The sequence below is a fragment of the Nocardia sp. CNS-044 genome (genome assembly GCF_059570515.1).
In genome coordinates this window covers 223089-244271 of record NZ_JCANSX010000005.1, presented here as the reverse complement: position 1 = coordinate 244271, position 21183 = coordinate 223089, and the positions used below count along the sequence as shown (strand labels likewise).

At 67.0% G+C, this 21183-nt stretch carries 22 protein-coding genes; 12 read left to right on the top strand and 10 right to left on the bottom strand.

Annotation, left to right across the window (positions count from 1 at the left end):
- Positions 1–63 precede the first annotated feature (63 nt).
- The 4 genes from T333_RS02200 (at position 64) to T333_RS02185 (ending at position 4102) form a co-directional block, all read left to right on the top strand.
- Entirely contained in the window at positions 64–621 is a 558-nt protein-coding gene (locus T333_RS02200) for a PadR family transcriptional regulator (protein WP_067786837.1), read from the top strand.
- Positions 614–1714 (top strand): inositol-3-phosphate synthase, encoded by a 1101-nt coding sequence (locus T333_RS02195; protein WP_496423540.1) that lies wholly within the window; start codon positions 614–616, stop codon positions 1712–1714. Before T333_RS02200 ends, T333_RS02195 begins: the two co-directional genes overlap by 8 nt.
- 180 nt (positions 1715–1894) lie before the next feature.
- Positions 1895–2836 carry an RNA polymerase sigma factor SigJ gene (gene sigJ / locus T333_RS02190; RefSeq protein ID WP_496423539.1) on the top strand — a complete coding sequence of 314 codons (942 nt, stop codon included), beginning with the start codon at positions 1895–1897 and terminating at the stop codon, positions 2834–2836.
- 81 nt (positions 2837–2917) lie between these two features.
- Entirely contained in the window at positions 2918–4102 is a 1185-nt protein-coding gene (locus T333_RS02185; protein WP_496423538.1) for an NAD(P)/FAD-dependent oxidoreductase, read from the top strand.
- Positions 4103–4222: 120 nt separating this feature from the next.
- Here the strand turns inward: T333_RS02185 and T333_RS02180 are convergent, their stop codons facing one another.
- The gene (locus tag T333_RS02180) at positions 4223–4888 is read right to left on the bottom strand and encodes a TetR/AcrR family transcriptional regulator (protein WP_357252741.1); all 666 of its coding nucleotides are present in this window, start codon (positions 4886–4888) and stop codon (positions 4223–4225) included.
- Positions 4889–4968: 80 nt separating this feature from the next.
- Here T333_RS02180 and T333_RS02175 point away from each other — a divergent pair, with 80 nt between their 5' ends.
- Positions 4969–5463 (top strand): DUF3237 domain-containing protein, encoded by a 495-nt coding sequence (locus T333_RS02175; protein ID WP_354998416.1) that lies wholly within the window; start codon positions 4969–4971, stop codon positions 5461–5463.
- Positions 5464–5562: 99 nt separating this feature from the next.
- Here T333_RS02175 and T333_RS02170 read toward each other — a convergent pair whose 3' ends face one another.
- From T333_RS02170 to T333_RS02145, 6 genes are all read right to left on the bottom strand, one after another.
- The gene (locus T333_RS02170) at positions 5563–5988 is read right to left on the bottom strand and encodes a GyrI-like domain-containing protein (RefSeq protein ID WP_067786841.1); all 426 of its coding nucleotides are present in this window, start codon (positions 5986–5988) and stop codon (positions 5563–5565) included.
- A 9-nt stretch (positions 5989–5997) separates the two neighbouring features.
- The gene (locus T333_RS02165) at positions 5998–6456 is read right to left on the bottom strand and encodes a GyrI-like domain-containing protein (RefSeq protein WP_067786843.1); all 459 of its coding nucleotides are present in this window, start codon (positions 6454–6456) and stop codon (positions 5998–6000) included.
- A gap of 298 nt (positions 6457–6754) precedes the next feature.
- Positions 6755–9037 carry a transglycosylase domain-containing protein gene (locus tag T333_RS02160; protein WP_496423537.1) on the bottom strand — a complete coding sequence of 761 codons (2283 nt, stop codon included), beginning with the start codon at positions 9035–9037 and terminating at the stop codon, positions 6755–6757.
- Positions 9038–9348: 311 nt separating this feature from the next.
- Complete coding sequence (locus T333_RS02155; RefSeq protein WP_354999008.1) at positions 9349–10218, bottom strand: carbohydrate ABC transporter permease; 870 nt, start codon at positions 10216–10218, stop codon at positions 9349–9351.
- 44 nt (positions 10219–10262) lie between these two features.
- Positions 10263–11297, bottom strand: coding sequence for a carbohydrate ABC transporter permease (locus T333_RS02150; protein ID WP_496423536.1), 1035 nt, complete (start codon positions 11295–11297; stop codon positions 10263–10265).
- Between the two features lie 45 nt (positions 11298–11342).
- A complete protein-coding gene (locus tag T333_RS02145; RefSeq protein WP_354998419.1) occupies positions 11343–12644 on the bottom strand; it encodes an ABC transporter substrate-binding protein in 1302 nt (433 codons plus the stop codon).
- A gap of 464 nt (positions 12645–13108) precedes the next feature.
- Between T333_RS02145 and T333_RS02140 the strand changes: the two genes are divergently transcribed.
- Both T333_RS02140 and T333_RS02135 read left to right on the top strand, forming a co-directional pair.
- Positions 13109–13954, top strand: a complete 846-nt coding sequence (locus T333_RS02140; protein WP_357252753.1) for a DUF2786 domain-containing protein — start codon at positions 13109–13111, stop codon at positions 13952–13954.
- Positions 13955–14081: 127 nt separating this feature from the next.
- On the top strand, positions 14082–14594 hold the full coding sequence (locus T333_RS02135) for a TIGR04338 family metallohydrolase (protein ID WP_496423535.1): 513 nt from the start codon (positions 14082–14084) through the stop codon (positions 14592–14594).
- Positions 14595–14745: 151 nt separating this feature from the next.
- On the opposite strand, the gene T333_RS02130 is transcribed toward T333_RS02135, so the two are convergent.
- Positions 14746–15717, bottom strand: a complete 972-nt coding sequence (locus T333_RS02130; protein WP_496423534.1) for an o-succinylbenzoate synthase — start codon at positions 15715–15717, stop codon at positions 14746–14748.
- 114 nt (positions 15718–15831) lie between these two features.
- Here T333_RS02130 and T333_RS02125 point away from each other — a divergent pair, with 114 nt between their 5' ends.
- Positions 15832–16149, top strand: coding sequence for a hypothetical protein (locus T333_RS02125; RefSeq protein ID WP_496423533.1), 318 nt, complete (start codon positions 15832–15834; stop codon positions 16147–16149).
- 75 nt (positions 16150–16224) lie between these two features.
- Here T333_RS02125 and T333_RS02120 read toward each other — a convergent pair whose 3' ends face one another.
- Positions 16225–17394 carry a thiolase family protein gene (locus T333_RS02120; protein WP_496423532.1) on the bottom strand — a complete coding sequence of 390 codons (1170 nt, stop codon included), beginning with the start codon at positions 17392–17394 and terminating at the stop codon, positions 16225–16227.
- A gap of 98 nt (positions 17395–17492) precedes the next feature.
- Between T333_RS02120 and T333_RS02115 the strand changes: the two genes are divergently transcribed.
- Positions 17493–18008 carry a winged helix-turn-helix transcriptional regulator gene (locus T333_RS02115; protein WP_496423531.1) on the top strand — a complete coding sequence of 172 codons (516 nt, stop codon included), beginning with the start codon at positions 17493–17495 and terminating at the stop codon, positions 18006–18008.
- 162 nt (positions 18009–18170) lie between these two features.
- Here the strand turns inward: T333_RS02115 and T333_RS02110 are convergent, their stop codons facing one another.
- Positions 18171–19262 (bottom strand): ABC transporter ATP-binding protein, encoded by a 1092-nt coding sequence (locus T333_RS02110; protein WP_354998426.1) that lies wholly within the window; start codon positions 19260–19262, stop codon positions 18171–18173.
- A gap of 437 nt (positions 19263–19699) precedes the next feature.
- Here T333_RS02110 and T333_RS02105 point away from each other — a divergent pair, with 437 nt between their 5' ends.
- The 3 genes from T333_RS02105 (at position 19700) to T333_RS02095 (ending at position 21159) form a co-directional block, all read left to right on the top strand.
- Entirely contained in the window at positions 19700–20035 is a 336-nt protein-coding gene (locus tag T333_RS02105; RefSeq protein WP_354998427.1) for a hypothetical protein, read from the top strand.
- A gap of 164 nt (positions 20036–20199) precedes the next feature.
- Positions 20200–20622, top strand: coding sequence for an Imm1 family immunity protein (locus T333_RS02100; protein ID WP_496424116.1), 423 nt, complete (start codon positions 20200–20202; stop codon positions 20620–20622).
- Positions 20623–20820: 198 nt separating this feature from the next.
- Positions 20821–21159 carry a hypothetical protein gene (locus T333_RS02095; RefSeq protein WP_354998428.1) on the top strand — a complete coding sequence of 113 codons (339 nt, stop codon included), beginning with the start codon at positions 20821–20823 and terminating at the stop codon, positions 21157–21159.
- Positions 21160–21183 lie beyond the last annotated feature (24 nt).

Genomic DNA, 21183 nt, shown 5'->3' with positions numbered 1-21183 from the left:
GCGATATACTCGGAAGTCGCATCCATTGGTTAGGTCTGCACAACAGTCAGGGGGTGACGCCCGATGCTCGAGCTGGCAATTCTCGGGCTGCTCCTCGAAGCGCCCATGCACGGTTACGAGCTGCGCAAGCGGCTGACGGGTCTGCTCGGGCCGTTTCGTGCCTTCTCCTACGGGTCGCTCTATCCGACGCTGCGGCGCATGCAGGCGGACGGGCTGATCGCGGAGGAGAACGTCGCGGGCGTCACCATGCGCCGCGCGCGACGGGTCTATCAGCTGACCCCGGCGGGGCGGGAGCGTTTCACCGAGCTCCTCGCCGACACCGGACCGCAGAACTACACCGACGACGGCTTCGGCGTCCACCTGGCGTTCTTCAGTCGCACTCCCGCGGAAGCGCGGATGCGAATCCTGGAGGGCAGGCGCCGGCAGGTCGAGGAGCGCCGAGAGGGATTGCGGGAAGCGATCAAACGGGCCAGCGGGTCGCTGGATCGCTACACCCGCCAGCTCCACCAACTCGGTCTGGAATCAAGCGAGCGCGAAGTGCGCTGGCTCAACGAGTTGATTGCGGCGGAGCAATCAACGAAGGCGGCACCACAGAAAGAGGGAACCATCGGCCATGAGTGACATCAATACGGCTGAGAACGCCACCGAAGTTCGCGTGGCCATCGTGGGCGTGGGCAACTGCGCCTCCTCCTTGGTCCAGGGCGTGCAGTACTACAAGGACGCGGACGAGACCTCGACCGTGCCCGGTCTGATGCACGTCAAGTTCGGCCGGTACCACGTCCGCGACGTCAAGTTCGTCGCCGCGTTCGACGTGGACGCCAAGAAGGTCGGCTTCGACCTTGCCGAGGCGATCTTCGCCAGCGAGAACAACACCATCAAGATCTCCGACGTGCCCCCGACCGACGTGGTCGTGCAGCGCGGCCCGACGCTCGACGGCATCGGCAAGTACTACGCGCAGACCATCGAGCTCTCCGAGGCCGAGCCGGTCGACGTGGTGCAGGCCCTGAAGGACGCGAAGGTCGACGTCCTGGTGTCCTACCTGCCGGTGGGCTCGGAAGAGGCGGACAAGTTCTACGCCCAGTGCGCCATCGACGCGGGCGTCGCATTCGTCAACGCGCTCCCGGTGTTCATCGCCTCCGACCCCGTGTGGGCGCAGAAGTTCGTAAACGCGGGCGTCCCGATCGTCGGCGACGACATCAAGAGCCAGGTCGGCGCGACCATCACCCACCGCGTGATGGCCAAGCTGTTCGAGGACCGCGGCGTGCAGCTCGACCGCACCATGCAGCTCAACGTCGGCGGCAACATGGACTTCAAGAACATGCTCGAGCGCGAGCGCCTGGAGTCCAAGAAGATCTCCAAGACGCAGGCCGTCACCAGCAACCTGAAGAAGGAACTGGGCGCCAACGACGTGCACATCGGCCCGTCCGACCACGTCGGCTGGCTCGACGACCGCAAGTGGGCCTACGTGCGCCTCGAGGGTCGCGCCTTCGGCGACGTGCCGTTGAACCTGGAGTACAAGCTCGAGGTGTGGGACTCGCCCAATTCCGCGGGCATCATCATCGACGCGGTGCGCGCGGCCAAGATCGCCAAGGACCGCGGCATCGGCGGACCTGTCATCCCGGCCTCGGCCTACCTGATGAAGTCCCCGCCGAAGCAGCTCGCGGACGACGTCGCCCGCGCCCAGCTGGAAGCGTTCATCATCGACGCGGAGTAAGTCCTACTCGTCGACGCGGGAAGCCGGTCGGAGAACCACTCTCCGACCGGCTTCGCCGTTTCCGGGATCCGTTGTGTCGCAGTCGAACTCCGCGGAGAGGTCGCGTAGTTCCTGCCCGGATTCGAAGGTCCGGCCGGGCGCGGGTGGACGTGCCCGGTCCGCATGGCCGACGATGGCGGCATGTTGCTCACGCGCGAGGCCGATCTGTTCGAAGGCTCCAGGGCCCGCCTGGAAGCGATCGCCTATCGCCTGCTCGGCTCGGCCAGTGATGCCGAGGACGCGGTGCAGGAGACGTACCTGCGCTGGCAGGCCGCCGACCGCGAGTACGTGGAGACGCCCGAGGCGTGGCTGACCAAGGTGCTCACCAATCTCTGCCTCAACCAGCTCAGCTCGGCCCGCGCCCGCCGGGAAACCTATGTGGGGCAATGGCTTCCGGAGCCGGTGCTGGCGGGCGGCTCGATGCTTGGTCCGGCCGACACCGTGGAGCAGCGGGAATCGGTATCGATCGCCATGCTCACGCTCATGGAGCGGCTCACCGCCAAGGAGCGCGTGGTGTACGTGCTGCGCGAGGCCTTCGGCTACCCGCACCAAGAGATCGCCGGTTTGCTCGACATCACCGAAGCCAACTGCCAGCAGGTCTATCGTCGTGCCAAACAGCACCTTTCGATGGAGCGGTCGCGCATCGAGGTCGACGAGGCCGCCGCTCGACGGATCGTCGAGGAATTCCTGGCCGCAGCGGTCAGTGGACAGACCGAGACGCTGGTGGCACTGCTCACCGACGATGCCTCCATCCTCGGCGACGGCGGCGGATTCATCGCGACGCTGAGCCGGCCGCTTCTCGGCGCGGAGCGGATCGCGCGGTTCGTGCGTCTCGCGATCAAGCCCTCGAACCGTACGTGGGACAAGCTCGGCGGCAAGCCCGAGATGTTCGCGGCCATCGCCAACGGCATGCCCGCGCTGGTGCTGGTGTCGGAGGATCGGGTCGTCGGCATCGTGGTCCTGCACGTCACCGTCGACGGCATCGCCGCCGTGCACGCCCACGTCAACCCCGACAAGCTGGCACATGCCAACCGCCAGTGGGCCGCCTACGCGCCGGGAGCGCCGCTGCCCGAATTGTGGTGACCCACATCACAGTCGGTAGTTGTCAGCATTCGTAGCCCTGTCCGGTTCAGGTATCGAACCCACCGAGACAGGAGCAAAACCATGAAGCACCGCATCGTCGTCCTCGGAGCCGGGTACGCCGGAGCCATCACCGCCGGCCGCCTGGCCAAGCGACTGCACCGCGACGACATCGAGATCACCCTGGTCAATGCCGATCCCGATTTCGTCGAACGGATCCGCCTGCACCAGCTCGCCGCCGGTCAGGACCTGCCGGTCCGCCCGCTGCGGAAGGTGTTCGCGGGCACCGGTGTTCAGGTGCGAATCGCGTGGGTCGATTCGGTCGACGCGGATCGCAAGACCGTCGGGCTGATCGGCGAGAACGGCGCCGAGACGCTGCCCTACGACACCCTGGTCTACGCCCTGGGCAGCACCATCGCCGATTTCGGCGTGCCCGGCGTCGCCGAGCACGCTCACAATGTGGCGAGCAAGCCGGCCGCACTGCGGTTGCGGGAGCGCCTGAACGAGTTGGTGGCGGGCGAGACCGTGCTGATCGTGGGCGGCGGCCTGACCAGCATCGAGGCCGCGACCGAGATCGCCGAAGCGCGCCCGGATCTGAAGGTCGCCATGGCGGCGCGCGGCGGCGTCGGCGACTGGCTCGACGAGAAGGCGCAGACTCACCTGCGCGCCTCTTTCGAGCGTTTCGGCATCACCGTGCACGAACACGCCGACGTCACCCGCGTCACCGGGGACGGCGTGGTCACCAGATCGGGTGCGGAGATTCCGGCCCGGATGACCGTCTGGACAGCAGGTTTCGCCGTGCACCCGATCGCGGCCGCCAGCACGCTCACCGTCTCCGAGGCCGGGCGCATCGTCGTCGACGCCACCCTGCGCTCGGTCTCGCACCCGGACGTCTACGCCGTCGGCGATGCCGCATACGCCGCCGGAGTGGGCGGCAAAACGCTGCGCATGGGCTGCGCCACCGCCTCCCCGATGGCCTGGCTGGGCGCCGATGCCATTGCCGCCCGGCTGACCGGACGTGCGGTCCCGGACGCCCCGATCGGTTACAACAGCCAGTGCATCAGCCTCGGCCGCCACGACGCCATCGTGCAGAAGGTGACCAAGGAGGATCAGCCGACCTCGAAGGTCGATGTCGGCCGCAAGGGCGCGCGCGTGAAGGAGCTGATCTGCAAGGGTGCCGCGTGGAGCGTCAACCACCCGACCCTGATGGTGCCGAGCCGGCGTCGCCGCCTGGTCGTGACCGCCGCGGCTCAGGACGCGACGGTCTGAGCACGCGGGTGCGGACTGCACAGGTCCGCTTCGGCCTCAGGGAAGCCGGTCGGAGATCAACTCTGCGACCGGCTTCGCCGTTTGCGGGAGCCATTGTGCCGCAGTCGAATTCCGTGATATTCAGCGTGGGGGCGCGAGGAATCCTTCGACTACCCGGCGCACCTTGTGCGCGGCGTCCGCGTCGCCGAGGCGCATCGCCGTGTTCGCGGCGCACAGCACCGCGTCGATCTGGAAGGCGGCGAAATCGGCGTCCAGCTCGGCGATCTCGCCCGCGTCCGCCGCGATGCGCAACTCGCTCGCGAGCAGATCGACCCACGCCGTCTGATCGCGCACGAGCGCGTCCCGGACCGGGCCCGGCCTGCTGTCGAAATCGGCGATGTTGGCCGCTCGGAAACAGCCACCGGGGAAGAGCGGTGCCGTGGCGTAATCGATCCAGTGTTCGATCAGCGCGCGCAGTCGCGCCGTACCGTGCGCCGCGCCGCGGGCCGGTCGCACGACCGCGTCGACGAATTGCTCTCGCGCGCTGTCGATCGCGGCGAGTTGCAGGTTCTCCTTGGTTCCGAACAGCGTCTGGACACCGCTTTTACTGAGCCCTAGATCGGTGGCGAGCCTGCCGAGGCTGAGTCCGTTGAGCCCTTCGAGGGAGGCGACGTCGACGGCATGGCGCGCGATCGTGCGTCTGGTCTGCGCGCCGCGCAGAAGGCGTTGATCGGTGATCACCGGCTCCGGTCGTTCCGGCGAACGGAAGTCGCCGCGTGCGCTGTGCTGCTGCTCGAGTTCGCTCATCGTCTTCATCATGCCATGCCTTGTTTAAGCATACGATAGGTCGTACGTTTAAATTTATGACTACTCGCACAGGTGATGACATGAGGTCGGACGCGCGCTTGAAGGCCGTCGACGAGATCGCGACGACGCACCTCTTCGACATGGCGGTCGATTTGGCCCCACGGCTGACCATCGGTGACGGCCCGTTCGGCAAGCGCGTCTATTTCGGCGCGGCGGGCGGGTCGTTCTCGGGCCCCGCGCTACGCGGGGAGGTGCTGCCCGGCGGCGGTGACTGGGCGTTGTTCCGTTCCGACGGAGGCATGTCGCTGGATGTCCGGCTGACACTCCGCACGGATGACGGCGCTCTGGTGCACATGACCTACGGAGGTCGCTGGATCGTCCCGGCCGAACTGCGCGCGGACATCGCCGACCCGGTCAAGAGTCGTCAGGTCGACCCTGCCGAGTACTACTGGCGCACGGCCCCCATGTTCGAGACCGGCGCGAAGGAGTACGCCTGGTTGAACGACATCGTCTGCGTCGGCTCGGGATACCTGATCGAGGGTGGGGTCGCGTACCAGGTCTCACGGGTGCTGTGAGGTGCGGCCGACACGGTGAGAGGTGTCGGCTGGACTACGCGAGCGGCGTGCCCCGACCCGATCGAGACGGGCCGCGGACACGCCGCGTCGAAGCCGGACTCAGTCCAGCGATACGTAGACCTCGACCGAGGTCGGGCCGGTGTAGCGCTCGATCTCGGCGGTGTGGGAGCGGGTGATGATGCCCGCGCTCTCGGCCTTGGCGACCTGCGCCCACGCGGTGCGCAGCAGGTCGTAGGGCTTGTCGGAGACGACGAACTTCGCGTAGCGGCCGTGCGGGATGCGGGTCACGACGTCGCCTTGGTCCAGGTCGTCCAGCGAGGCGACCTCGTAGCCGAGGACGGCGACGGCGTGGTCGTTCTGGCCGATGTAGGCCGCGACGCGCGGCACGTTCTTCTCCCTGGCGAGGTAGCGGTCCCAGGTGAAATTCACCAGGTCCAGGTCGCGGGCGGCCACCTCACGGCCGGCCAGCGGGATGGTCAGTCCGGCGACCAAGCCTTCATCCAAGGTGACGATCTCGAAATCCACTGCTTTGTCCTACCCGTCGCTCGGTTCGTCGGCCAGCGCCACGAAGACTTCGGCGGTGCGGTCGTCGGGATAGTGCTCCCAATCGCCGGAATAGGAGCGCACGAGTCGGCCCGCCGCCTCGGCATCCCATACCGCCCGCCAAATGCTGACGATCGTATCGCCGAGATCGTCGCCGCTCGCGATGAAACGGGCGAAGCGACCGGCGGGCACCCTGGCCAGCACATCGCCGGGCAGCAGGTCGTCGAGGCTGCGGCAGCGGTAGCCCACGATGTGGGTCAGATACGAATTGATCTCCGGCGCGTGGTCGACATAGGCGGTGGTCGGGGGCCCGGGTAGGCGGCGCGAGAGGATGCGTTTCCACGCTTCCTCCACCTTCGCGCGGCGTGGCCCCTCGACCGCGAGCGCCGGGCTGCGAAGTACTGTGCCCGCCACCAGCGTCTCGGGACGGTCAACGACATTGAAATCCACCGGCGTAGCCCCTATGTCTAGTCTGTTTTCAATTGGCGGCGCTTCCGGGCCCTGTAGTTGGTCCGCAGGCTACCGCCTTTCGGCCGGTCGCTCGCGCCGCTGCCGTCGTCGCTCGAGCGCATATCCTTCCGCATCGTCGCCGTGGGACGGGCGTCGCCCCATGTTCACCTCGGCGCCGCTCGGTCGCGCTCTCACTCTGGCAAAACGATGCTGCCATGTCATGCGTTCCCCGGAGGCACGCTAGGTCACAAGATCGACTCGAGATGGGTTCGGTCACAGTTACCTGGCCGGAGGCGGGTCAGCCGGGCACCGGAACGCTCAGTCCGGGGAAGATCTCGACCTGCCGCGGCTCCGGTGGCGCGGGCGGGATGACGATCGACGGCTCCTGCGGTTGTTGTTGCGGCTGAGCGGGATTCGGGTTCAAGATGTCGTAGGGATTGCCCGAGGGCTGCTGCTGGTTCCCACCCGCCGGACCGCCCGCGGGTGCGATCGGGAACTGCTCGATCGGCGTGCCCGCGAGCGCCTCGTCCATCATCTGCTTCCAGATGTCGGCGGGCAGACCCGAACCGTAGATGTCGGCGCCGCGCGCGGTGTGAATCGGCTGCGACTGCTCGCTGCCGATCCACACCGCGGTGGACAGCGAGGGCGTGAATCCGATCATCCAGGCGTCTTTGTTCTGGTCGGACTGGCCCAATTGGGTCGTGCCGGTCTTCGCGGCCGACGGTCGATTGCCCGCCAGCGCGTGCCCGTTGGAATAGGCGGCGATCGGCATCATCGCGGCGATGGTGTTCTCCGCGATGGTCGGCTTTATCCGCTGCTCCCCCGGCGGCAGCTGCTCGCCGACCTGCTGCTCGGGCGCGCCGCGATCGAGCAGCACCCGCCCGTCACCGGTCTCCACCCGCTGCACGAAGTAGGGCTGGTGGTACATGCCCGAGGCCGCGATGGTCGCGTAGGCCGAGGCCATGTCGATCGGGCGCACCAGATATTGCCCGAGCACGATGCCGTTGAGCGGAGGGCCGCCGTCCTCGGTGAGGGTCTTGCCCGCCACGCCGGGGATCTCCTCCGGGATGCCCGCCTGGTGCGCGGCGTCGGCGATCGACTGCGGCCCGCCGAGCATCGACATGGTCAGCCGGTAGAAGCTGGTGTTCAGCGAGCGCTTCAGCGATTCGGCCATGCTGCACTTGCCGCAGGATTCGCCGTCGACGTTGGTGATCCTGGTGCCGCGATCGGTCACCGGCGAGCTGTCCAGCACGCGGGTGAGCGGGATGCTCTGCTGCTGCGCGGCGATGACAGCGAAGACCTTGAACGCCGACCCCGTCTGCAGCGGCGCCTGCGCGAAGTCGTAGCCGATGCCATCCTCGCCGCCGTAGTAGGCGCGCACCGCGCCGGACCGCGGGTCGATCGAGACCACCGCGGCGCGCAAGTGCGGCGGCTGCGGGCCGAGCCGGTCGTGCACGGCGGTGAGCGCGGCCTGCTGGGCCCTGGCGTCGATGGTGGTGGTGATCCGCAGTGCGCCGGTGTTGAGCTCGCGCTCGCTGATGCCGGACGCGCGCAGTTCGCGAAGCACCTGGGTGCGGATCAAGCCCTCGGGGCCGCGGGCGGCGTTGGCGTCGGGGATGTCGGTGATCGGCAGGATCGTCGGGAAGACGGTGGCGTCCCGGTGGCCCGGCGCGAGCACGCCCATCTCGACCATGCCGTCGACCACGTACTGCCAGCGCGCCTTCAATTCCGGCAGGTGCGTCTCCGGATCCAAAATCGACGGCGTGCGGATGAGGGCGGCCAGCACCGCGCCCTCGGCGAGCGTCAGCTGCGCGGGCTGCTTGCCGAAATACGCCCTCGACGCCGCGGCGATACCGTAGGAGCCGCGCCCGTAGTAGATGGTGTTGAGGTAGGCGGCGAGGATGTCGTCCTTGCTCCACTGCCGTGCCATCTTGGCCGCGATGATCAGCTCGCGCATCTTGCGGGTGAGGGTGCGTTCCGAGCCGAGGAAGGCGTTCTTCACGTACTGCTGGGTGATGGTCGAGCCGCCGCCCGCGTCCTCCTTGCCCAACAGGTTGTCCCGGCCCGCGCGCAGGAAGCCCGACGTCGAATAGCCGGGGTTGGTGTAGAAATCGCGATCCTCCGCGGAGAGCACCGCGTCGCGCACCGGTTCGGGCACCTCGGAGAGCGGCACCGGACTCCGATTGCCGTCCGGCGGAACCACTTTGGCGATCACCGTGCTGCCGTCCGAGGCCAGGATGGTGGCGATCTGATTGGTCTGCACCGCGGCCGGATCGGGGATCTCGGCGCTCCAGTACACCAGCACGAACAGCAGCGAGGGTACCGCGACGAACAGGATGAACAGGGCGAGCGCGAGCCGACGGAGACGTTCGGCGCGGCTGCGCGGCGGCCGGTCGGGATCCGTCGCCGGCGTCGGTTTGGCGGTGGGCCGGGATGGTTTGGGCGCCAGCGCTTTCCGCTCGCGGGGCGGCGGTGTTCTACGTCGTTCCCGGAAGCCCGCGATGGAGGCGTGTGCCGCCTGCGATGGTTTGCCCCCGGCACCGCGCTTGCCGCGTCGCTTGCCGAACGAGCTCACGATCATCTCCTCCCGGAGCGTCGGTCGAACCCACCTGCACTGACAACGATCGCCGAACCGAACTATGACCGGACTTTACCCCGCCCACGCGGTTCGATGCCGCACACAGTCCACAGCATTCCGCTTCTTAGACAAAGTAACCCGAATTCCACAGGCCAACCCGCGGCCCGCGAACCCCCGCGCCAAAGACTCAGCTCTCGACGCCGCCCCATTTTCAAGCGGCTGAAACTGCCAACCCAACGAAACAATCCAGCCCCACCAGCCCCCTCGGGAGCGAGCCTGACGAGCGAACACGCGCGCGCCAGCGCGCCAACAACTCAGCTCTTGACGCCGCCCGCGGTCAGACCCGAGATGATGCGGCGCTGGAACAGCAGCACCATGATCACCAGCGGAATCGTGACGATCGTGCCTGCCGCCATGATCGCGGCGTAGGGCTGCACGAGCGGGTTGTTGCCGGAGAAGCGGGCGATCGCGACGGTCACCGGCTCGGTCTGGTCGCTGGAGAGCAGCCGGGCGAGCAGGTACTCGTTCACCGCGGCAATGAAAGCCAGGATGGCGGTGGTGAACACGGCGGGCGCGGCCAGCGGCAGCATGACGAGGCGGAACGCCTGCATCTTGCTCGCGCCGTCGATGCGGGCCGCCTCTTCCAATTCCCACGGCAGTTCGGTGAAGAACGAGGCGAGGATGTAGACGGTCATCGGCAGCACGAACGAGATGTTCGGGATGATCATCGCCTGGTATTCGCCGATCCAGCCCAGGTTGGTGAACAGCTGGAACAGCGGCGTCACCAGCACGACCACCGGGAACATCGAGGCGCTGAGGATCAGCCCGGCCACCACGTACTTGCCGCGGAAGGTCAGCCTGGCCAGCGCGTACGCGGCGAAGATGCCGATCACCAGGGCGATCGCCGTGGTGCACGCGCCGATGATCACGCTGTTGATCAGCGCCTTGCCGAAGTCGTTGCCGCGGCTGGTGTCGAACGCGTTGCGGAAGTTCTCCAGCGTGACGTGCGTCGGCCACGGCGTGTTGTCGAACTGGTAGACCGGATCGCGGAACGCGGTGACGGCCATCCAGTAGAACGGACCGAGCCCCCACACCAGCACGACGAGCACGCCGAGGTAGATGCGCGCCGATCCGAGCCGCTTGGTCCACGGTGCGCGCCGGACGGTGGTCGGTTCGGTCGCCATCGGCGCGCCTCCTGTCTCGCGGGTGCGCACCTGATCACTCGTCGTCATGCGCGCACCTTCCCCTCGCGCTGGGCCTCCTGAGTGCGAACGGCGTTGGCGCCGAGGATCTTCACCAGCACGAAGGCCACCGCGAAGATCAGCAGGAAGGTGATGGTGGACAGGGCGGCCGCGCTGTTCGGACCCTGGCGCACCTGGTCGACGACCAGGATCGAGACCGTGCGGGTCGACGGGTTGCCCAGCGTCATGATGGCGGGCAGGTCGAACATGCGCAGCGCGTCCATGGTGCGGAACAGGATCGCCACCAGCAGTGCGGGTTTGAGCAGCGGCAGGGTGATCTGAGTGAACCGCTGCCAGGCCGAGGCGCCGTCGACCTTGGCCGCCTCGTACACGTCGTTCGGGATCACCTGCAGACCGGCGAGCAGCAGCAGCGCCATGAACGGCGTCGTCTTCCACACGTCGGCGGCGATCACCGCGAACCGCGCGGCCCACGGATCCGAGGTCCACAGGATGTGCGTGCCGAGTACCCGGTTCACCACGCCGTCGTACTGGAACATGAACTCCCACAACCGCGCAGTGACCGCGGTCGGGATCGCCCAGGGGATCAGCACCGCCGCGCGCAGCAGCGCCCGGCCCTTGAAGCTCTTGCCCATGACGATCGCCATGGCGAGGCCGATCGCGGCCTCCAGCGCCACCGTGATCACGGTGAAGAACAGCGTGACGCCGATGGCCATCCAGAACTGCGAACCCAGATTGCCGGTGGGGCAGGCGATGGTCTCGCCGGTCGGCAGGCTGCACTGCTGCAGCAGCCAGTGCGTGTAGTTCGAGAATCCGGCGTTGCCGCCTTCCACGAACATGCCCGTGCTCGGGTCGAGCCCGGAGTCCTTCTGGAAGGACATGTACAGCGCGCGGAACACCGGATAGCCGATGACCACCGCCAGCGCGACCAGCACCGGCGCGACGAACACCCAGGCTTTGCCGGAACGGCGCAGCTCCCAGGCCAGGCTCGCACCGAAACCGCGTTTGCGCGGAAGGAATTCGTCGCTCGGCACGCGTGTGGCCGCTCCCGAAGGATCCGACACCGTTATCTCTCTCCTACGGGTAGGTCGGGTCCGTTGCGCAATCGATTACGATCCCGCGGTCTCGATGCCCTTTTGCATCCCCACGATCGCGTCGTCGACGGACTTGTTTCCGGTCAGGGCAGCATAGGCGTTGTCCTGGATGGCCTTGGACACCGCCGGGTAGAACGGGGTTACCGGGCGCGGCACCGCGCTGGCGATCGATTCCTTGAGCGCGGGCAGGTACGGCATCTTGGCGATCAGCGCCGGGTCGTCGTACATCGAGGCGCGCACCGAGGGCAGGGCGCCCGAGGCGATGATGTGCTGAGCGTCCTCACTGATCAGGAAGCGCAGGAAGTCGAGCGCGGTGGCCTTGTTCTTGGAGAAGGCGCTGATAGCCGCGTTGTAGCCGCCGAGCGTCGAGGCGCCGACCCCGTTCTCGCCGGGCAGCGGCGCGACCGCGAACTTGTCCTTGACCAGCGAGGATTCGGCGCCCGCGTCACCGAAGGTGGACGGCCACGCGCGCAGGAACATCAGCTTGCCCTGAGTGAAGGCGTTGGCCGATTCCGGCTCCTTGAAGGTGATGGCCTCTTTCGGGATGTCGCCGTTGTTGTAGGCGGTGACCAGGGTGTTCAGACCGGCGCGCGCCTGCGGGCTGTCCACCGTCGGCGTCTTGCCGTCCGCGCCGACGAAGGTGCCGCCGAAACCGTTGATCACCTCGGAGGTGTTCACCGTCAGGCCCTCGTAGGGCGCGAACTGTCCGGCGTAGCAGCCGATGTTGTTGTCGCGCGCGATCTGGCACTGGCCGAGCATCTCGCCCCAGGTCTTCGGCGGGTTCGGGACCAGGTCCTTGCGGTAGAACAGCAGACCGCCGTTGGTGTTGCGCGGCGCGGCGTACAGCGTGTTGTTGTAGGTGGCGCTGGCGACCGGCGGGGAGAGCAGCGTCGAGGTGTCGATGGCGAAGGAGTCCTTCAGCGGCTGGATCCAGCCCTTGGCGGCGAACTCCGCGGTCCACGGCACGTCGAGGGCGACCACGTCGTAGTTGGACTGCTTGGAGCGCATGTGCTCGACCAGGTCGTCGTACTGCTGCGAGGCGTCGTTCGACTGCTCCTTGAACGTCACCTGCTCGTCGGGGTGCGAGGCGTTCCAGCGCTCGATGAGCTGCTTGACCACACCGGTCTCGGTGGTGTCCTTGCCCTCGACGTAGGTGATCGGGCCGCGGCCGGTGAGGTTCTGGCTCGTCGGGTTGCCGCCACTGTCGCTGGAGCACGCGCTGGTGAAGGTCGCCGTCAGCAGCGCCACCGAGGCGGCCGCCAGCGCAGCCCTCGGTACGAGCGACGAACGTAGGGACGACACCTTCTTCAAAGCCATCGCGAACACTCCATGGGTACGACGTGAGCAGCAGCACACCCTGCCGGTTGCACAACGGAAGATACATGGTGTTCACCCGCCACGCCCGAAGAGCGGTCCAGATGCGCAGGTCTTGGAGGATGTCGGGGCGGTGCTGTGCGGCTGTGCGTGGCCGCCGTGTCCGGCTGCGCGGCTCGGAAGATGCCGAGCTCACGTTCGCGGTGCGGAGACAGTCCGTGGGGCGAGCGCGGCTGGTTCTCCGCGCAGCCGAAGTGTGCGGGGCGGGCGGCGGGCTCCGGCGAGTGCGGGGGAGCGGCTGGCCCGTGTGCAGGGGTGGGCGGCGGATTCTGGCGGGTGTGGCGGGCCCGTGTGCACGCGGGGTGGGTGGCGGGCTTTGGCGAGCACGGCGGGACGCGGTGGCTGACCCGCATGCGGGGTGGGCGGCGGGCGGACGGTGTCGGGGCCCGCGGTTACTCTGGCTGCCGATGACTTCGCCGAATGCGGTTCCCGATCGGATGCTCACACGCATCGGCGGTCTGCTGCGCAAGGCCGAGGCCACCGACAACGAGCACGAGGCCGAGGCGTTCCTCGCCGCGGCGCAGCGGCTGGCCACCCGTTCCTCGATCGATCTCGCGGTGGCGCGGGCGCACATCGCCGGGCGCGAGCGCAGGCCGACGCCGGTGCAGCGGGTCATCCCGATCGGCGAGCCGGGTAAGAAAGGGCTGCGCACCTACGTGCAGCTGTTCGTCGCGATCGCGCACGCCAATGACGTGCGCTGCGATGTTGCCCGCACCTCCACCCAGGTCTACGCCTACGGCTTCGACACCGACATCGACACCTGCGAGGCGCTCTACGCCAGCCTGCTCGTCCAGATGGTGCGCGCGTCCGACTACTACATAAAGACGGGGCAGTACCGTTCGGCGACCGTCGAGAAGGTCGTCAGCGAAAAGCGCTGGGGCCGCACGGTACAGCGCCGCGTCCAAGCCCCGGCGGCGCCGGTGACCGCCCGGCTGAACTTCCAGATGGCCTTCGCCGCGCGCATCGGCCGCCGGCTCGCCGAGGTGAAATCGGAAGTGGAAGCCGAAGCGGTGGCGCCGGAAACCGCAGCCGCCGGAACCGCGCTCGCCCTGCGCGACAAAGAACTCGAACTCGCCGACTTCTACACCAGCACCTCGGAGGCTCGCGGAACGTGGCGCGGTCCGCAGGCGTCGGCCGGGCACTCGGCAGCCGCCCGGCGCGCTGGTGATCGCGCTGGCCAGGCGGCGCGGTTGGGGACGTCGACGGAATTGGGTGGGGTGCGTGGGCAGTTGTCCTCGGGCGCGGGAGGGTGATTCGTCCGGTGGCATCGGGCAAGCGCTGGAACGTACGAAGTAGGGGAGGTTTCGGCTCGACCCAGGACTGGCGTAGCGGAGGCGTGGACCATCGGGTGGGGTGTAGGCGGCGACGGGTTCCGCGGCGATGAGTGTGCGAGATGTGCAGCGCGCCAAGGTTTACGACGCCGAGCAGCTGGTTCGCGGGATGTTCGATCGGGCCGACGAGCACGGCAGCCGAACGGTCGAGCTCTACGGCTCGCACATCACGCTGCCGATCGAACGCCGTTTCGCCTCAGTCGCGTCGGTCCAGACCTATGCTGAGAAGGTGCTCGCCCTCAATTGGGTTCGGGCCCAATGGGATAGAGCCGAGGTGCCGGTTCGGGTGCGGTCGCGTGCCGGAGCGACCGCCGCTCACTACGAAGCGGCCGACGCGGTCCTCGCGGTGCCGCTGCACACCGGCGGCACCGCGTGGGCTCTGCGCGAACTGGTCGTGCTGCACGAACTCGCCCACCATCTGGAACCCGCCGCCGACAAAGTCGCCCCCCACGGCCCCGAATTCTGCACCCGCTACCTCGAACTGGTGGACGGCGTCATCGGTCCCGAAGCGGCCCTAGTGCTGCGAACCGCAATGCTCAGCTGCGGCGTCCGATTCGGCTGAGCGGGCGGCGTCCGCAATCGACGGTAGTGAAATGGTTGCTTTCGGGGCCGCCGAAACCGCCTTCTCTCGCGCGTCAGAATCGTTCGACCACGGTCGATAAAGAATTGGTGGTCTTGATGGCCAGGGTCGGCGAAGGGCCGAGCAGGATTCGTCAGGGAAGCAAAGCGCGGACGCGCTCGTAGCGGGCGTGCCACCAAGCGACTCGCTCGGGGTCGGGGTGGCGGTAGCGGTCTACAAGGTCGCGGTCCGGTGTAGATGGGGTGCGCGGGACGGGGAGGAAACCGGCTACCGGACGCAGGGATTCGGTGACTACGTCGCCCTCGAAGAGGGAGATCGTGCCGAGTCCACAGGCGAAGTCGAGTTCGGGCAGGGCACCGGCCAGCGCCAGCTGCGCGCCGAGGCCGACGCTGGTTTCCAGGGCGGAAGAGACGACGCAGGGCAGCCCGGCCGCCGCGGCGACCTCGAGCGCGCGCCGAACTCCGCCCAGCGGTGTGCATTTCAACACCGCGACGTCGGCCGCGCCCGCCACGGCGACGCGCAGCGGGTCCTCCGCGCGCCGGATGGATTCGTCGGCGGCGATGCGCACGTCGACCTTCCTGCGCACCGCGGCGAGTTCCTCGATGGTGCGGCAGGGTTGCTCCACGTATTCCAAACCGCCTGCGGCGCGGTCGATTCGCGCGATATGCGCGATCGCGGTGTCTACATCCCACACCGCGTTGGCGTCCACCCGAATCCCGCCGCTCGGCCCGAGGGCGTCGCGGACCGCCTCGACCCGTGCCAGATCTTCGGCGAGCGAATCCGGGTGGTCGGCGACCTTCACCTTCGCCGTGTGGCATCCCGACGTACTGACGATCCCATGCGCTCGCTCCGGATCGACCGCGGGCACCGTGCAATTGATCGGAATCCGCTCCCGCACCGGCTCCGGCCAACCGGCCGTCACCTGCTCCAATGCCGTGGCCAGCCAGCCCGCCGCCTCCCGGTCGTCGTACTCGGGAAACGGGCAGAACTCCCCCCAGCCCAGCGGCCCGGGAATCAACATCCCCTCCCGCACGGTGATCCCGCGAAACCGCGTGCGCAGCGGAATCGCGTAGACGACGGGCTCGGGAAAGGTGGCGGCAGTCATCGCTCGCCAGGGTACGGGCGTCGGCGTCGCGGATATCGACCGGCAAGCCGGTCGGCACGGCAAGCGATGACCTGCGCGCGATTGTCCAGGCACCTGTGCGGGCACCCTGGGCGTATGAGCTCGGCGTTGGGGAGGCACCTGGGAGACCTGGTGCGTGCCGCCCTCGCCACCTTGATCGCCCTCGGAGTCGGCTGGGCAGCAGCACTTCTCGTCCCGCTGTACGACTTCCTCGTAGACGAGGAACAGCGGTATCTACCGGTCGCCTACGCGCTCGCCTGGACGGGCATCGCCGCGGCGGGTACAGCGGCCGCGGCGATGGTCGTCTCGAAGTTGCGCAGCAGCAGGCCCATTGGATGGACGCCACTGGTAGCGGTCCCGTTGGTCATCGAGTCTTGGTTACTCGGATGCCTCGTCGCACTCGTGGTCGGCTAGATCCTGGCTCCGACCAGCTCGTCCACCAATCGTGCCGAGAGTGGGCGCCCGGCGGAACCGGGCGCCCACTCTCGCTCACAACCGCTCGAGAATGGTCGCGTTCGCGAGCCCACCTGCCTCGCACATCGTCTGCAACCCGTACCGCGCCCCGCGATCACGCATGGCGTGCACCAGTGTCGTCATCAGCCGGGCTCCCGAGGCGCCCAACGGATGACCGATCGCGATCGCCCCACCGTTGACGTTCACCTTCGACATATCCGCCCCGGTGTCCTGCGCCCACGCGAGCACCACCGGCGAGAACGCCTCGTTGATCTCGACGAGGTCGATATCGGAGAGCTGAAGACCGGCCCGCTGCAACACCTTTCGGGTCGCCGGGATCACCGCCGTGAGCATCATGAGCGGGTCGTCGCCCGCGACTGCGAAGCTGTGCAGGCGGGCCAGCGGGCGCAGGCCGAGCTGCTCGGCGCGTTCGCTGGTCATGATCAGCACCGCGGCGCTGCCGTCGCTGACCTGGCTGGCGCTCGCGGCAGTGATCTGCCAGCCGATCTGCGGGAAGCGTTCGGCCATGGCGGGGTCGTAGTAGGCGGGTCGCAGTCCGGCGAGGGTGTCGAGGGTGCTGCCGACGCGGATGCCCTCGTCGGTTTCCAGTCCGTTGATCGGCGCGAGTTCGGCGGCGAACAGGCCGTTCTTCGTTGCCCGGGCGGCCTTTTCGTGGCTCGTCAGCGCGAATTCGTCGAGCTGGGTGCGGGTGAGTCCCCACTTCGCGGCGATGAGTTCCGCGCTGATGCCTTGCGGTACAAGACCTTCCGGATAGCGTTCGGCGAACGCCACGCCCGAGACGTCCTCGGAACCGACGAGGTTGGCGCCCATCGGAATTCGGCCCATCGACTCGACGCCTGCGGCGACCACGATGTCGTACGCGCCAGCCATCACGCCCTGCGCGGCGAAGTGGATGGCCTGCTGGCTGCTGCCACACTGCCGGTCCACCGTTGTCGCGGGCACCGATTCGGGGTAGCCCGCGGCCAGCGCCGCCCGCCGCGTCACATTCGCGCCCTGCTCGCCGACCTGCGTGACCACACCGCCGATCACGTCATCGAGCAGCGCGGGATCGATACCGCTGCGCTCGACCACCGCGCGCAGGCTGTGCGCGAGCAGGTCCACCGCGTGCACGTCGTGCAACGCCCCATTCGGTTTCCCCTTGCCGATCGGCGTGCGCACCGCTTCGACGATCACCGCGTCTCTCATGGTGGATCCTTCCTGTGACCAGGGCTTCTTCACCCTGGCTCCATCGTCTTATAGTCAGGTTAACGCCTGGATATAGTCGACTCAAGCCAGTAATCGCTATGCTGTGCGTCATGGCAGCCGTGATGGAAGGACCCTTGGCCGATCTCAGCTCGTGGCAGGCCGTCGACTGCTCGATCGCGAAGGCGATGGACCTCGTCGGCACGCGCTCGGCCGTCCTGATCCTGCGCGAGGCCTACTACGGAACCCGGCGCTTCGACGGTTTCGCCGCCCGGGTCGGCATCACCGACGCGGCCGCCGCCGCCCAGCTGCGCAAACTCACCGCGGCGGGCTTGCTCGCCAAGCAGCCGTACCAGGAAGAAGGCAAACGCACCCGCCACGAATACGTGCTGACCCCCATGGGCCGCGACCTGCTTCCCGCCGTCTTGGCGCTGATGCAATGGGGCGACGCCTATTTGCAGCCGGGACCGGCCCCCTTGCTGCTGGTGGAGGAGGCGACCGGCGCGCCGGTCCGCGTCGAGGTGCGCAGCGCGACAGGCAAGGAAATCGAACTGGAGGAACTCGGAATCCGAGTGAACGAGGACTACCTCCGGAAGCGGCGCGAACGCTCTGAGTAGGACCGTGATTCGGCCCATCGGAGGACGCGCCGCGTCGGGCGCCGGAACCGAGGTGGAATCCGACCGGAGAGAAAGGCGGCTGTCGAAGATCGATATGCCCCCCAGACCAGCGCAACCGCCATTTCTCCACCGACGGAGGAGAAATGGCGGTTGCCCCGGAACTCAGTTCAGGCGACGCCCGTCGGCCGCGGAGAAGAAGTACGTGTGCTCCGGCGAGGTCGACAGCTTCAGGCGGGTGCCCTTGGCGGGCGGGTTGCGCCAATCCGCCCGCGCCACAATGGTTTCCCCGGCACCGTTGATCTGCCCCTCGGCGATGGTGCGGCCGTAGATGTAAGCGTCGGAGCCGAGCTCCTCCACCACGTCCACTTCCATCTCGATGCCTTTGCCGAGTCCGTTGCCGAGCTCGAAGTGTTCGGGGCGGATGCCGACCACGACCTTGCCCTCGGCGGCGTCGGACACCGAACGCGGCACCGGCAGCGCGTGCCCGCCCAGCGCCACCGCGCCGTCGGACACCGGCAGCGTGAACATGTTCATGGCGGGCGAGCCCATGAAACCGGCGACGAACGCGTTGGCCGGATCCCGGTACAGGTCGCGCGGGGTCGCGCACTGCTGGAGCAGGCCGTCCTTGAGCACCGCCACGCGATCGCCCATGGTCATCGCCTCGACCTGGTCGTGGGTGACGTACACCGTCGTGGTGCCGAGCCGCCGCTGCAACTGCGCGATCTGGGTGCGGGTCTGCACGCGCAGCTTGGCGTCCAGGTTCGACAGCGGTTCGTCCATCAGGAACACCTGCGGCTGGCGCACGATCGCCCGGCCCATCGCCACGCGCTGCCGCTGGCCGCCGGACAGCGCCTTCGGCTTGCGGTCCAGGTAGGGCTCGAGGTCGAGCAGCTTGGCCGCCTCCAGCACGCGCTGGTCCTTCTCGGCCTTGGCGACCTTGGCCAGCTTGAGCGCGAAGCCCATGTTCTCGGCGACCGTCATGTGCGGGTAGAGCGCGTAGTTCTGGAACACCATCGCGATGTCGCGTTCCTTCGGCTCCGCGTGGGTGACGTCGTTCGCGCCGATCAGGATGCGCCCGCCGTTCACCTCCTCCAGCCCCGCGAGCATCCGCAGCGAGGTCGACTTCCCACAGCCGGACGGACCGACCAGCACCAGGAACTCGCCGTCGGCGATCTCCAGATTCAGCTCGTCGACGGCCGGTTTGGTCGCGCCGGGATAGAGGCGGGTAGCCCGCTCGAAGGTCACCGTAGCCACGGCAGATCACATCCCTTCACCGGCAGGAACGTGCCGGACGATCCGAGTAGAGGGGTCACCGTCGCACGCGGACGGTCCGGACGATGGTATCGGTCGCTCGATCTCACCGCAGCCGAGTCCGGTGCGCGGGCGTCCCGATTCGTCGAGGAACCGCTCGCGAGTTCGGCGCTTTCCCACCAGGGGTGAGACGAGCAGTAACCGATGATCCGCCGCTATCGGCGGGTGGGAACCGGCTCGTCGTCGACCAACCGCAGCCGACGGGCCAGATCCGACACGAACACCCGTTCCGGATCCGCCGCGTCGCGCAGACGCCGAGCCAGGGCAATCCCCCTTCTCAGCTGATCCGATAGTGCGCCAGCGGCACGAATGCAAGGCGGACAGTAGGATCGACGCTGGGCGCGCCGCGAGCCGGTGTCCCGGGAAGTTGGGGGACGCATATGACCGGGCAGGACGAGCAGCCTTGGAAGTCTTCGGTAACCGGTGCACTTCCGTCGTACGAATGGCACACCATGGATGTCGCCGCGTATGAAGCCGTGCTGGATCTCATCAATTCGGCTGTCGGCGCGTACAGCGCGCGTATCTCGGCGGAGTACAAGAAGCAAGAGCCGGACCGAGCGGTAATCGATGCGGCACTGGCGGCGCAGAAGCTGCTCGCGGACGAGAGGCGGAATCTCCGTTCGGACGATCGAGCGCGAGTCGACGAAGCCGGACGCTACTACCGACGGCTGATAGAAGACATCAGAAACGGTCGTGCTTTTGGGAGCGGGGAATGATCTCTGTGGTCAACGCTGCGCAGTGGATACGGGTCATGGGCGAGGACTACCGATTTGGAGGAGGGCAACCGCCAACTCATGATCCGCTCCGCCGGACCTGCCGTGGTGGCGCCAATGTTTACTCGGGTATCGCACGATAGGCACGTCAGAATCGATTGGTGACTATGCCCTATTCCGTAGAATTCGGGTTCTTGCCGGAGCATCGTGAAACGCCCGTTGTCGCACGCTCAGGAGACGAGTTGGCGGCCATCGTCGACTACTTGATTCAAGCAGCTGATCCAACTCGAAATTTTGGCTCGATATTCGTAATCGGTTCGGGCGGGATTCATGTCGCAAATGTAGGAGTCGGTGTCGATCTGAATACCGGCTTCGGTACGCTGGTTGTATGGGGGAATGGTGGGCAGTTCTGTTCTTGTGGTGACTCGCTCGACGACTCGATGGTTTCTTATTATGAGGTTGCACATGAGAGAAGATTTCCGGGGAAGTCTCGCGTCGCTCCGGAAATTCTGAGGAAGGGCTTGACGGCCATATACTCGGACCCTGAGAAATTGCCTGCAGGGTTGTCATGGTTTCCCTGGGGTGAATAAGTTGATTCGATCCGCCCGGTGTCGGCATTTTCCGGATGTTCCGATTCTGCTCGCGTTCTGCACGTTGATGGGGTCGATCTAGTGAGGGTGAAGGGTGGTAGGGTGACACGGAATGTAGACGGATTGACCCAAGAGGATCCGAGAACCATTTGTTTTGTTCTGACGTGCCTGTTTTGTCGAGCTATAAGTCTCGACGAAATGAAACAGTGGTCCCTGCATGTAGTGATGTCGAATCGGGTGGAGGATATCCCGCCGTATATCTTCGAGTTGGTCGAATATGAAGGTTCATTAGCTGGTGTTGTTCGTACTATCGGGTTTTCCCCGGATGACGGTGCGGTTTCGCTCATCGAGCCGGCAATCTATGGTATCGCGTTCCAGAGGGGAGTTGATGTCTACGATCCGCCGATAACCAGGAGGGCTGCCGAAGTCGCAATTCGAAGCCACCCCGAGGTTCTCGGCGAGTTCTTCGATACCTTTCCTTTCATTACTCCGTTCGGCTCGAGTCGAAGTATGTCCGGATCGACCGACGTGTCGTAACTTCGCTCGGATCGGAGTCGCTCA

Coding starts and splice junctions, on each gene's coding strand:
- T333_RS02200 (WP_067786837.1), top strand. CDS start 64: ATGCTCGAGCTGGCAATTCTCGGGCTGCTCCTCGAAGCGCCCATGCAC.
- T333_RS02195 (WP_496423540.1), top strand. CDS start 614: ATGAGTGACATCAATACGGCTGAGAACGCCACCGAAGTTCGCGTGGCC.
- sigJ (WP_496423539.1), top strand. CDS start 1,895: ATGTTGCTCACGCGCGAGGCCGATCTGTTCGAAGGCTCCAGGGCCCGC.
- T333_RS02185 (WP_496423538.1), top strand. CDS start 2,918: ATGAAGCACCGCATCGTCGTCCTCGGAGCCGGGTACGCCGGAGCCATC.
- T333_RS02180 (WP_357252741.1), bottom strand. CDS start 4,888: ATGAGCGAACTCGAGCAGCAGCACAGCGCACGCGGCGACTTCCGTTCG.
- T333_RS02175 (WP_354998416.1), top strand. CDS start 4,969: ATGAGGTCGGACGCGCGCTTGAAGGCCGTCGACGAGATCGCGACGACG.
- T333_RS02160 (WP_496423537.1), bottom strand. CDS start 9,037: ATGATCGTGAGCTCGTTCGGCAAGCGACGCGGCAAGCGCGGTGCCGGG.
- T333_RS02155 (WP_354999008.1), bottom strand. CDS start 10,218: ATGGCGACCGAACCGACCACCGTCCGGCGCGCACCGTGGACCAAGCGG.
- T333_RS02145 (WP_354998419.1), bottom strand. CDS start 12,644: ATGGCTTTGAAGAAGGTGTCGTCCCTACGTTCGTCGCTCGTACCGAGG.
- T333_RS02140 (WP_357252753.1), top strand. CDS start 13,109: ATGACTTCGCCGAATGCGGTTCCCGATCGGATGCTCACACGCATCGGC.
- T333_RS02135 (WP_496423535.1), top strand. CDS start 14,082: ATGAGTGTGCGAGATGTGCAGCGCGCCAAGGTTTACGACGCCGAGCAG.
- T333_RS02130 (WP_496423534.1), bottom strand. CDS start 15,717: ATGACTGCCGCCACCTTTCCCGAGCCCGTCGTCTACGCGATTCCGCTG.
- T333_RS02125 (WP_496423533.1), top strand. CDS start 15,832: ATGAGCTCGGCGTTGGGGAGGCACCTGGGAGACCTGGTGCGTGCCGCC.
- T333_RS02120 (WP_496423532.1), bottom strand. CDS start 17,394: ATGAGAGACGCGGTGATCGTCGAAGCGGTGCGCACGCCGATCGGCAAG.
- T333_RS02115 (WP_496423531.1), top strand. CDS start 17,493: ATGCTGTGCGTCATGGCAGCCGTGATGGAAGGACCCTTGGCCGATCTC.
- T333_RS02105 (WP_354998427.1), top strand. CDS start 19,700: ATGACCGGGCAGGACGAGCAGCCTTGGAAGTCTTCGGTAACCGGTGCA.
- T333_RS02100 (WP_496424116.1), top strand. CDS start 20,200: ATGCCCTATTCCGTAGAATTCGGGTTCTTGCCGGAGCATCGTGAAACG.
- T333_RS02095 (WP_354998428.1), top strand. CDS start 20,821: ATGAAACAGTGGTCCCTGCATGTAGTGATGTCGAATCGGGTGGAGGAT.